The sequence below is a fragment of the Streptomyces sp. NPDC001156 genome (assembly GCF_053598275.1).
On sequence record NZ_JBSFJX010000245.1, the window covers coordinates 1 to 10,664 of the forward strand.

Here is a 10,664-nt window from a genome sequence, read left to right on the forward strand (position 1 = left end):
GCGCTGAAGTCGAGGTCTTCGATCGCGATCGACAGGTCGTGGCGTTTCGCCCAGTGCAGGAGCCGGATCAGTGCATGCCGTACCTGGGCGTCACGCCGGTCCGCGGTGCCGGACAGGTCGTAGAAGAACCGGCGCGGTTGGCCGCACGGGTTGCCGTGCTGATCGAGGCGCCAGGCGGCCAGATGGTCGGCGTTGGTGTCGACGCTGATCAGACCGCCTGCGCGGGCGTGGGACAGCGGGACGGTGGTGACCGGCGGGATGGTCCAGGAGGCGGTGAGGTACCAGCGGGAGCGGCCCATGTCGTAGTGGATGCGGTAGGCCACGGACCGGTTCGTGGTGATGCGGTCGGCCCACTCGTCGCTGCGATGATGGAACGTCACAGCTTTGGACAGGACGTACCGGCCATGCGGGGCATTCGCCAGGTAGGCGAGCGGAGCAGGCAGCTTTAGTGACACTTCGCCGTCGGGTGTGACGCGGATCGTCTCGTTCCCGAACCGCTTGCCCGATTCGCCGTCCGCCTGCAGGAACCAGCGCGCTGCTTCCCAGCGCTGTCGCCATGCGTGCCTGGTGAGCTGCGCCGCGTCGAGGTGGTGTCGGGTGTGGAGCAGGCGTTTGCCGCCCCGCACCACCCGCACCCGCCCCACCTCGTGATCGGCCCGCTCCCGCTCCAGCCGGTCCTTCAGCAGATGCAGTCGCCGGGTCTTGTGGAACCACTCCTGGCGGGTGCGGTATCCGCCCGGCGCCCGCTTCGAGCCCTTCTCGCCCACCGGCAGCGACAGGCGGTGCGCGATCGTCTTGATACCGGCCTCAAGGCTGTGGATGTGCGCGAGCTGGGCACGCCGGGACAGCGCCCACTGATCATGGGTGGCCTTCGTGATCGAACCGGCCCACCGCGAGGACGACGCGTCGGTCAGGGCCCGCTTGCGCCTGGCCCACGTATCCGCGGAGTGCTCCAGGCCCTCGGCGCACCGGCGTTTGAGATCCTTCGAGGCCAGCGACCCCAGATGCGCGCCGACCACACGTAACACCTGCTCGTCGTCCGGCGTGAGGTCCTTGAGGCGGGTGCGGATCGCCACGCCGGACGGGCCGACGGCCACGAAGGAGGCAGCGATCGTACGCAGCAACTCACCACGCATCGATGCACCCCCTCCCCAACGCTTGATCAGCAACAGGAAGAACGCTACCGGCCGGCACTGACATTCAGAGCCCGCCAAGCGTCGTGCGCGCGCTGCACCACCACGAACCAGTACATGCTCGTGCACACTCACACACACTCCTGCACATCCGAAACCGAACAGCTCCCAACCCTCAGGTGCCTTTCCCTGCTTTCCGCTGTGGGCCGGGCCGCTGATGTCCTTGTGGCCGGGGCGGTCCGGCTGTGCGGTGTCATGACGATCTGCGGAGGCGGCGCGTGCCGCGCGGCCACGCTTCGCGACGGCCACCTCGCGTGATCACGTAGCCGAGGAAGGCCGGTGCCCATCACTGATCAGCAAGGCAGTTCTCCGACCGCGTGGCGCGGCGAGCACCGCGCAGTCGGAGAGCCCCGAGAGGGACCTGGAGCCGACTACCTCTCCTCGCCGTTGTCCTGCCCCGGCGTACGCGGGCCCTGCAGTTCGAACCGACCGTTGCCCTCCTCGGGGCGGGCGCTGGTGTTCTGGCCGCCCTGGCCGTTGAGGTTCTGCCGGACCGAGTCCAGGATCGTCAGGCCCTGGGCGACCAGACCGGCCGCGATCTCGCCGAGACCGTCCGCGCCGTTCAGGACGTTGACATTGGCACCGGAGAGGCCGCCCGCGGCCTCCTTCACGATCTGCGGGAGCTGGTCGATCAGCATGCGGTCGAGGGCGACCCGGTCGTGCGAGGCCGCGGCCTCCGCCTGGATCTTCATGCGCTCCGCCTCGGCGATGGCGAGGATCCTGACCCGCTCCGCCTCGGCCTCCGCGGGCTTCACGACCTCGGCCACCAGCTGCTGCTGCCGCAGCTTGGCCTGGCGCTGCGCCAGCTCGGTCTGGGCGGCGAGCACCTCCTGCTGGGCGTGCGCCTGGGCGAGCGGTCCGGCCTGGGAGGAGTGCGCCTGGGCGCGGTCCACCTCGGCCGAGTACTCGGCCTTCACCACCGCCGTCTGCCGGGCGTACTCGGCCTGCTTGCGCGCGGCGTCCTGTTCCGCCTCGGCCGCGGCCTGGTTGGCCTGGGCCTGGGCGATCTGGGCCTGCCGCTGGATGGCCGCTTTGTGTGGCGCGGACATCGCGTCGATGTAGCCGGTGTCGCCGTCGTCGATCGACTGGATCTGCAGCGAGTCCACTATCAGGCCGATCTTCGCCATCTCGGTCTTGGAGGTGTCCAGCACCTCGGCTGCGAGCTTCTGCCGCTCCGTGACGATCTCCTCGACCGTCATCGAGCCGATGATGGCGCGCAGATGGCCGGCGAAGATCCGGCCGGTCAGGACCGACATCTGGTCCTGGTCGGAGAGGAACCGCTGTCCGGCGTTGATGATGCTCTCGTTGTCGTTGCCGACCTTGAACGCGATCACGGCACGGACGTTGAGCGCGATGCCCTGCCTGGTCACGCAGGTCTCGGTGACCTCGGCCTCGCACATCGACAGGGTAAGAAAGCGGACCTTGCGGACGACGGGGAGCACGAACTTGCCATGCCCCGTCACCACCCTGAACGGCGCGCCCCCCAGTCCCCGCCGTCCACCCGAGATCAGCATCGCCTCGTCGGGGGCGGGAACGCGGTAACCGAACATCCTCTTCTCCTTAACCGACGTCGGCGGCATCGCCGCGCAACGTGTCCAATGGATCGCCCCACTCGATGACGTCGACCTCACGACACCCTCGGGACTCGACCACAAGTACCGTCGTCCCGATCGGCAGGGGTTCCTGCGACCAGGCGAGGAAGGTTTCGGAGCCGCCTCTGACCCGCACCAGGATCTCGCCGGGACCGGCGGATCCACGCGTGCCGATGAGCAGTTCCCCCGTGCAGCCGATCACGGCCTCGTCCTGCACCATTTGCCGACTGCCTCCCATCGTTCTGGCCCTGATATTCCGACCTTAGACCCACCCGTGACAGGCGCCTACACTGCGGTCGAGGCCTGCTTTTCAGCACGGCGCACCACCCGTCCCGGTAGGGCACCTGGCCGCGTCGACACCGGGATGACCGCGCGGTCATGCATGAAAGTCCCGGACCCGCGGTCGGCCAGGGCGTCGAGGGCGACGAGCTCTATGAAGGCCCGAAGACCCCTGGTTCACCCCGCTGCCGTGACATCACGCGAGCGATCCGGGCCGCCGCCGGCCAGTCGGTACTCGACCGCGAGGTCCAGGACCGGCTCCTCGCCGCCGTACGGACCAAGCAGTCGGCACCCCAGGAGCCATTGCCGGCAGACCTCATGCCCCGGGAACGCGAAGTGCTCACCCTGATCGGCCAGGGCCTTCCCAACCGGGCCATCGCTGAGCGGCTCTTCATCAGCGAAGCCACGGTGAAGACCCACATCAACAACCTGTTCGGCAAGGCGGACATCCGCGACCGGGCCGACGCGGTCCGCCGCGCCATCGACGCCGGACTGGCCTGACCAGGTTTCCCTGCCTCTGCCCACTGCACGTCACGCGCCGGGATGTACCACCGGGACCCGGAGGCGATCAGATGCGTTGGCGCTGACCAGCCGAAACGGGCGACAGCTGGACGGTCGTCAAGGGTAGCCGGCGTGTCGGTGTCACGCGGGCGCGGGCGCTGGATGCACTGCGGCGGCAGGTGCCGGCGTGCACGCACCGCCGAGCGGATACCGCGCTCGGTTTCATGGAGCAGGCCGCCGGGCGGGCCGGCTGCCGCAGTCGTAGGTGATCGCGGAGAATTCCCCTGTGGAATTTACCTGAAACCTATTGACTTGCGACATATAGGGAGCACCCTGGTTATTAGGCCATAACACCGAAAGAGCTGCAAAGTCGATGAGGACGCCTAGTCGGCCGAGTGACTTGGACAGGATGTGGTTTAGGCCCCCGGCAAGCCGGCGCGATACCGAGGCGACAGTGACGACTGAAGCTTCAGGACACGGGCAGCACTACCGGGGACTGATTTGCTTTGGAGCCTTCGCACGGGCCGGGTGCCGGTGCGAAGGCTCTGGCATGCCTACTCTCCCAGCAGAATCCGAAGAGCAGCAGACGTAGCCCGCTCCTGCGGAAGGTAGACGTCGTTTCTTTGGCGGTTGGCGGTTGGCGGTTGGCGGATCGGTCCGCTCGTTGACGCAGACTTGTTGGTGCCGTGCCCGACCACCGCAACCCCCCGGGGCCGGGCTGGGACCGGGCTGTGCTGTGACCGGCCGCGGGCCCGACCGTAATCCGCTTGACCCGGCCACGGGTCAACGCTGCACTGTGGCGGGGCACCACGAGTCGTGGTGCCGGTATCCCGGGGAGGCAGCGGCAGCAATGGAGATACGTCCCACGACCGACCAGGACCACGACGTCTTCGTCGATACTCTCCATGCCGCGTTCGGGCGCTTCCCGGAGACTCCGACCGAGGGCCGCGGGGTTTGGTGGTCGGCGCTCGAAATGGACCGCAACCTGCTCGCCATGACGGCGGACGGGCGGCCCGTCGGCACCGCCGGTGCGTACTCCTTCGAACTCACCCTGCCCGGCGAGATCCTTGCCCCGGCCCCCGGAGTGACCGCCGTCGGCGTCCTGCCCTCGCACCGACGCCAGGGCGTGCTCAGCGCGATGATGCGGCATCAGCTCAACGATCTGCGGGCCCGAGGGGAGTTCCTCTCTGTACTGCTGGCCTCCGAGGCCCTGATCTACCGCAGGTTCGGCTACGGACCGGCGACTCACACGCAGCGGGTGACGGTGCCGCGCCACAAGGCCGCCCTCGCCCTGCCCCGGGCGCGCGGAACGGCCGACGCCCCGGCGACCGGGTCGGACACCGGCTCGATCGAGCTGCTGCGGCGTGCCCACTGCGGCGAGATCCTGGAAGAGGTCTACGACCGGTACCGCCGCGCACAGCCCGGTGCGCTGTCCCGGCCGCACCGCTGGTGGGCCCTGGGCGCGGGGCAGCCCCCGGTCTCTCCGGCGCCACGCCACGTCGCCGTCCACCGTGACGCCGACGGCGTCCCGGACGGGTACGCCAGCTACTCGCTGAGCGAGTCCGACACCCTGACGGTCGACGAGACCATCGCCACCGACGACACCGTCTTCACGGCCCTGGCCCGGTTCGTACTCGGACACGACCTGGTCAGCCAGGTCGTGTTCAAGCACGTCTCGCCCGACCACCCGCTGCGCTGGCAGCTTGCGGACTTCCGCGCCGGCCAGGTGAGCAACGACACCGACTGGCTCTGGGTGCGGCTGCTGGACGTCCCGCGTGCGTTGACGGGGCGCGGCTGGTTCACGGACGGCGAGCTTGTCCTCGACGTCGACGACCCGTTCCTCGGCGAGCGCGGCCGCTACGTGCTGACCGTCCGCGACGGCAAGGCCGACTGCGTCCCGACGGACCGGGAGCCCGACCTGTCCCTGGACGTGAGCGACCTGGGCTCCGTGTACCTCGGCGGCACCGCCCCGAGCACGCTCGTGCGTGCCGGACACATCCGGGCCCACAGCGCGGGTGCGGCCGCCCTCGCTGACGCCCTCTTCCGCGCCGAGCGCTCCCCGCACTGCCTGCACTGGTTCTGACCGCGTGCTCGCCGACCCTGCACAAGTCTCGTCCGGCGCTGTTTTTGAGCCGGCCGGTGCGTTGGGCTTGATGTGAAGGGTCTCGTTGAGCGTCTGGCGACGGCGTCCGCCGCGACCTGGCATCCCTGGAGCGGCACGACCTCAGTGCCTGGCCTACGGGCCGGCGGTCCTGGACGACGAGCCCCTGGTCGTGCGGCACCGGCCCTCCGGGACCAGGTTCGAGGTGCGCATCGGCGGCATCGGGGACAACTTCCAGTTGGACACGTTGGACACGTTGGACACGCTGCTCGCCCACGTCCTCGTCGGCGGCCACGTGCCCGGCACTGCGCCTTCGGCTGAGAGCGTCCGCCTGGCCACGGACCCCGAGCCCGCCCGAGGCCGCGTCGAGGCCGTCGCCACCGGGGCCGTCGAACTCTTCGCCCGGACGGCGAGCGGATCTGGAACGAGGGGCTGCCCGACGACATCCCCGTGGTGGAGGGATGCCGTCTGCTCGTGCTGGACGAGTGGATGTATCACCGCAGTTGGAGCGTCGACCGGTTCTTCCCGCCGCTCCCGGGGCCGGCCGAGCTGACCCGCGTCCTTTCCGCCGACGAGGTGCGGACCCGGTTCGCCCGTACCTCGTTCGGCAACCGGACCGGGACCTGCCGGGCTTCCTGACTCGGTGGACCCGGCCGTCACCGCGCGGCGGCTGGAGTCGGAGTTCGGACCTGATCCCCTCCGTCGAACAAAGAGTGCGCCGGGGTCCCGTCGAAACTGCTGAACATCTTCCTGGTGATCACGGAGTTGCGACACTCTGTGATCACCGGGGATCCTCGGCGACTTGGATGATCGTCCTGCCGGTGACGCGCCGATCAGGGGCGAAGGCGGCGGCTGCCTCGGTCAGCGGGCGGACCGCGCCGACCCGCACGTCGAGCCGCCCGTCCCGGAGCCGCTGCGCCAGGTCGGCGAGACGCGCGCGGTCGGGTTCCACGACGAAGAACAGCGCCCGTCCGTCCTTGGGCCGGACGGTGGGCGGCTGGGCGATCGTGACGAGCGTGCCACCGGCGCGGACGAGCGCGGCCGAGCGGTCGAGGATGTCACCGCCGATCACGTCGAATACGACGTCGACCTCGCCGGAGTCCTCCAGCCGGCCGGCCTCGAGGTCCAGGAACGTATGCGTGCCCAGAGCGAGGATGGTGTCCCGGTCGGCGGACCGACCAGTGCCGATCACACGAGCTCCCGCCTCCAGCGCGAGCTGCACCGCGATCGAACCGACGCCACCTGCGGCGCCGTGGATCAGGACGGTCTGGCCGGTCATGATCCGCGCGTGGTCGAACAGGCCCTGCCAGGCGGTCAGCCCGGAGATCGGCAGCGCGGCCGCCACCGTGTGCTCGACATCCGCGGGAAGCGGGGCGAGGTTGCGGGCCTCCACGGCGACGTACTCGGCCAACGAGCCGTTGCGGGCCCAGTCGGTCAGTCCGAAGACCCGCTGGCCGACGGTGAGGCCGGTGGTTCCGTATCCGAGCTCCGCCACGACACCCGAGACCTCGTGCCCGGGCACGCTCGGCGTGCGGTCGCGGCCGGCGCGATCGGACCACGTTCCGGGCCAGTCGAGCTCTCCACGGGTGAATCCCGCGGCATGCACCCGCACGATGACGTCGTTCTCGGCGGCATGGGGATACGGCAGGTCGGTCAGGGTCAGCCCGCTGACGCCGGCGTCGCGGTCTGAGGCGGTGATGGCTTGCATGACTGTTCCTCTGTCTGGCTTTCCGAAGAGTGCATGTATCAATCACGTCAGTGGATCTTTACCGTCGTGTCGTTGCCTCTCGCAGGTACTCCGACAGACGACGGCTGCTTGCATCGGACCGGTACGGCCGGTACGGCCGATACGGCCAGCATGACCGGTGGGTCCGTCGGCACGTGACCGACCGGCATGGATGAGGGCAATCAGTGACAGGACCCCGACGAACCCGATGGAGAGATAGCTCGTGGCTTTCAGCCCCCATGAAGGAGCCAGGAGGCCGGCCGCGAGGGACGGAAGACTCAGCGCCGCGTAACTGACGACATAGACGGCCGAGAACACCTCCGATCGCGAGTCCGCCGTGGTGATCTCCCCGATGGCGCGGAGGTTGCCGTTGAACGTCAGGCCAGCCCCAGCCCCGCCATGACGGATCCGCCCGCAAAGGTGACCAGCGACGACAGGGCGATGGCCACCGCCGGTCCCGCCGCCCCGAGGGGCAGGAAGACCGCCCCCAGGAGCGTGGCCAACCGCGCTGTATGCCGGAGAGACCACGTGCCTCCCACGCCGCTGGCCAGGAACAACGCGGCGATGTCGAGCCCGCCCGCAGCACCCCAGGTCACGTGCAGGACGCCGGTGACCACGGAGGGGGCCAGCGCGAGGAACAGCCCCGTCACGGACCATCCCGCGACGAGGGCGGGTACGGCGGCCAGAAACCGGGGCCGGGCTCCTTGCGGAACCCGCACCCTCGGACGTAGCGCGGCCCGCACGCCGGCTCGCGGCGCCGCCGTCTCGGGGATCCGGACAACCGTCACCGTGAGGATCAGGAAGACGAAGGTGAGGACGGAGAAGACGAACGTGTCGGGGCGGGGATGATCGCGGCCGGAAGCCACCGGTGTCATCGGATTGCCTCTGGCTTCATCGAAATCAATTCGGCCAGGACGCATCAATGACGCGCTCGACCATGGTCTTGCGGCGGAAACCTGGAATGAAGTGTTCCAGTACGTCCGCATTCACGGTCCCGTAGGTAGTGTCCGGACGATTCTGGAGCCCGTCGACGAATGCCTGCAGGAATTCCTTCTTGAATTGTCCGCGCGGATGGGCGGCGATGATCTCGTCCACCTGACCGCCATCCAGTCGGTCCAGCCCCCAGCCGACCGCGTCGGTCAGAACGCCGTAGTTCGTGGCAGCCGTCTCCGGGCCCATCCGGCCGGGAATCCCCGGTGTCGTGTGCAGCGCGATCGCTGTCCAGACGACCTCGACGGCGCTCTTCGGGAACCCGCGGTCGAGCAGGAACTTGCGCGCGTGGTCGGCACTGTCGAGTTCGAAGCGCTGCTCCGTGTCGGAGAACGGGGTCGAAAGCCCCGTGTCGTGGAACATCGCGGATATGTAGAGCAGCTCCGGATCAGGCTGGAGGCCGAGTTCGCGCGCGTGAAGAGAACCGAAGAGGAAAACACGCTGGGAGTGATGGAAGATGAGAGGACTGGCCGTTTCACGAAGAAAACTGGTAGCCTCCGCCACTGCTGCGATCTCGGGTATTTCCACTGCTGCAATGATGGCAGTCATGAAGTTCGCGCTTTCGATGCGGTGGTGAGGAGCAGGTAGTGCGTCTGGCCTCTACGATGCCCACTGCGTGGTTTCGCCGCCGCCTCGGTTCGGCCGTGAACCACTCGAATCCAGACACCTGAGGAATAGGGTTGTGAGCTCCGAAACGCATCGGGTCGCGATCCTCGTCTATGACGGGGTCGCACTGCTGGACGTCGCCGGCCCCGCAGAGGTGTTCGGGGAAGCGAATCGACTTGGCGCCGACTACCGGATCGCCCTACTGTCGACGACCGGTGCCGACGTCGCCTCGTCGATCGGCCTGCGGATGGCCGTCGACGGCAGCCCCGCCTCCGAGCCGGACCCTGACACGTTCGTGATGCCGGGCGGGGTCGTCTATCCCAGAGCTCCCGTCACCCAGGATCTGATCGAGGCCGCGAGGGAGCTGGCGGTCCGATCTGGCCGGGTCGCGTCGGTCTGCTCCGGAGCATTCGTCCTCGGCGCCACCGGACTCCTGGACGGCAAGCGTGCGACCACCCACTGGAAGATCGCGGGCGAACTCGCCGCCCGGTACCCGAAGATTCGCGTAGAACCCGATGCCATCTACGTTCGCGACGGAACTACGTACACCTCGGCGGGCGTCACCGCCGGCATCGATCTGGCGCTGGCTCTCGTCGAGGAAGACCACGGTCCTGACCTGAGCCGGGACGTCGCCCGGGCCCTGGTGGTCTACCTGCAACGCGCAGGCGGCCAGTCACAGTTCTCCGCGCCCCTGCAGGGCCCACCGCCCCGGTCCCCGGCCCTTCGCACCATCGTCGACCTGGTGACGGCGAATCCCGCGGGGAACCACTCCCTTGGCGAACTCGCCGGGCATCTCCACCTCAGTCCCCGCCATCTCACGCGGTTGTTCCGAGAGGAGTTGTCCACCACACCGGCCCGCTACGTCGAGTCGATCCGGTTCGATATCGCGAAGGCTCTGCTCGACCAGGGGCATACCGCGACACAGGCGGCGTCTTTGGCCGGGTTCCCGAGCTACGAGAGTCTCCGGCGGGTCTTCACACGAGAGTTGTCCATCAGTCCCGCTGCATACCAGCGCCGTTTCAGCACCGCCCGCCGTACCCGGTAGCACCGACAGACACCGACGGCAGTTGCCGCATCGCTTCCCACGGCGGTGGGATGCGCGTTGGGCGATTGACCGTCGAGCCAGATATTCAGCTTGCATCTACCCTGTCGGCGGTTCCCCCGTCGCACAGCGCCGCCCGCCCGGCTGCCGCCGATCTCTGAGGAAACGTGACTGTGCCCGCAGATGCTTCACGAGCCGGTGCATCTGGGGTCCGGTCAGTCCGGTCCAGGCCCGCAGGTCGGTAGTGGTGCAGTGGGTCAGACGCAGGCCCGTAACCGACGGCGTAGGGAGTCAAGCTGACTGGCTGCAGGGGGCGTTGTCAGTGGTGGCAGGTAGCTTTGATGTGAATGCCGAGGCGGCGCATGCCCGGAGGGGTCTCCGTACGTCGGCGGGTCCACAAGGAGGTGGGAAAGTCCATGAGCACGAGCCTGCTCGATGCCGCGCCCGCCTCCGATGCCGCGCCCGTTCGCCGGTTCCGGGGCAAGAACAAGGGCGAGCGCTGGAAGCGCGGCGAGGACACCGAGCTGGCGGTCATCCGCCTGCCCCTGGACGTCCACCGCCTTGAAGACCTGCAGCGTGCGGAGAACCTGTACTCGGCGATGTGGGCGGTCAAGCGCGCCCTGCAGCGCGATGC

The 10,664-nt window shown here is 68.6% G+C and carries 10 protein-coding genes and 2 pseudogenes; 6 read left to right on the forward strand and 6 right to left on the reverse strand.

All coding sequences use genetic code 11. From position 1 onward, the window contains the following. From ACWDA7_RS45440 to ACWDA7_RS45450, 3 genes are all read right to left on the reverse strand, one after another. The coding region (locus ACWDA7_RS45440) for an IS200/IS605 family accessory protein TnpB-related protein (protein WP_450613105.1) at positions 1-1,136 on the reverse strand (1,136 nt) is incomplete at its 3' end. 428 nt (positions 1,137-1,564) lie between these two features. Beyond that, a complete protein-coding gene (locus tag ACWDA7_RS45445) occupies positions 1,565-2,743 on the reverse strand; it encodes a flotillin family protein (protein ID WP_450613106.1) in 1,179 nt (392 codons plus the stop codon). 10 nt (positions 2,744-2,753) lie between these two features. After that, entirely contained in the window at positions 2,754-3,005 is a 252-nt protein-coding gene (locus ACWDA7_RS45450) for a hypothetical protein (RefSeq protein WP_450613108.1), read from the reverse strand. 248 nt (positions 3,006-3,253) lie between these two features. Between ACWDA7_RS45450 and ACWDA7_RS45455 the strand changes: the two are divergent. The 4 genes and pseudogenes from ACWDA7_RS45455 to ACWDA7_RS45470 form a co-directional block, all read left to right on the forward strand. Continuing rightward, positions 3,254-3,565 (forward strand): annotated as a pseudogene (locus ACWDA7_RS45455) (response regulator transcription factor); the annotation flags it as partial. Between the two features lie 134 nt (positions 3,566-3,699). After that, positions 3,700-3,834 (forward strand): annotated as a pseudogene (locus tag ACWDA7_RS45460) (hypothetical protein); the annotation flags it as partial. 581 nt (positions 3,835-4,415) lie between these two features. Beyond that, positions 4,416-5,648: a GNAT family N-acetyltransferase gene (locus tag ACWDA7_RS45465; RefSeq protein ID WP_450613110.1), complete on the forward strand. Its 1,233-nt coding sequence runs from the start codon at positions 4,416-4,418 to the stop codon at positions 5,646-5,648. A 468-nt stretch (positions 5,649-6,116) separates the two neighbouring features. Continuing rightward, positions 6,117-6,305, forward strand: coding sequence for a hypothetical protein (locus tag ACWDA7_RS45470; protein WP_450613112.1), 189 nt, complete (start codon positions 6,117-6,119; stop codon positions 6,303-6,305). A gap of 142 nt (positions 6,306-6,447) precedes the next feature. Here ACWDA7_RS45470 and ACWDA7_RS45475 read toward each other — a convergent pair whose 3' ends face one another. From ACWDA7_RS45475 to ACWDA7_RS45485, 3 genes are all read right to left on the reverse strand, one after another. After that, positions 6,448-7,374 (reverse strand): NADP-dependent oxidoreductase, encoded by a 927-nt coding sequence (locus ACWDA7_RS45475; protein WP_450613114.1) that lies wholly within the window; start codon positions 7,372-7,374, stop codon positions 6,448-6,450. A 395-nt stretch (positions 7,375-7,769) separates the two neighbouring features. After that, positions 7,770-8,258: a hypothetical protein gene (locus tag ACWDA7_RS45480; RefSeq protein WP_450613116.1), complete on the reverse strand. Its 489-nt coding sequence runs from the start codon at positions 8,256-8,258 to the stop codon at positions 7,770-7,772. A 34-nt stretch (positions 8,259-8,292) separates the two neighbouring features. Beyond that, the gene (locus ACWDA7_RS45485; protein ID WP_450613118.1) at positions 8,293-8,931 is read right to left on the reverse strand and encodes an HD domain-containing protein; all 639 of its coding nucleotides are present in this window, start codon (positions 8,929-8,931) and stop codon (positions 8,293-8,295) included. Between the two features lie 133 nt (positions 8,932-9,064). Between ACWDA7_RS45485 and ACWDA7_RS45490 the strand changes: the two genes are divergently transcribed. Together ACWDA7_RS45490 and ACWDA7_RS45495 are read left to right on the forward strand one after the other, a co-directional pair. Then, positions 9,065-10,033 (forward strand): GlxA family transcriptional regulator, encoded by a 969-nt coding sequence (locus ACWDA7_RS45490; RefSeq protein WP_450613120.1) that lies wholly within the window; start codon positions 9,065-9,067, stop codon positions 10,031-10,033. Positions 10,034-10,446: 413 nt separating this feature from the next. After that, positions 10,447-10,664 (forward strand): hypothetical protein (locus ACWDA7_RS45495; RefSeq protein WP_450613122.1); only part of this gene is annotated, 218 nt, incomplete at its 3' end.

Bases quoted from the DNA above. Each gene is read 5' to 3' on its own strand.
- ACWDA7_RS45465 (WP_450613110.1), top strand. From the start codon at position 4,416: ATGGAGATACGTCCCACGACCGACCAGGACCACGACGTCTTCGTCGAT.
- ACWDA7_RS45450 (WP_450613108.1), bottom strand. From the start codon at position 3,005: ATGGTGCAGGACGAGGCCGTGATCGGCTGCACGGGGGAACTGCTCATC.
- ACWDA7_RS45445 (WP_450613106.1), bottom strand. From the start codon at position 2,743: ATGTTCGGTTACCGCGTTCCCGCCCCCGACGAGGCGATGCTGATCTCG.
- ACWDA7_RS45485 (WP_450613118.1), bottom strand. From the start codon at position 8,931: ATGACTGCCATCATTGCAGCAGTGGAAATACCCGAGATCGCAGCAGTG.
- ACWDA7_RS45475 (WP_450613114.1), bottom strand. From the start codon at position 7,374: ATGCAAGCCATCACCGCCTCAGACCGCGACGCCGGCGTCAGCGGGCTG.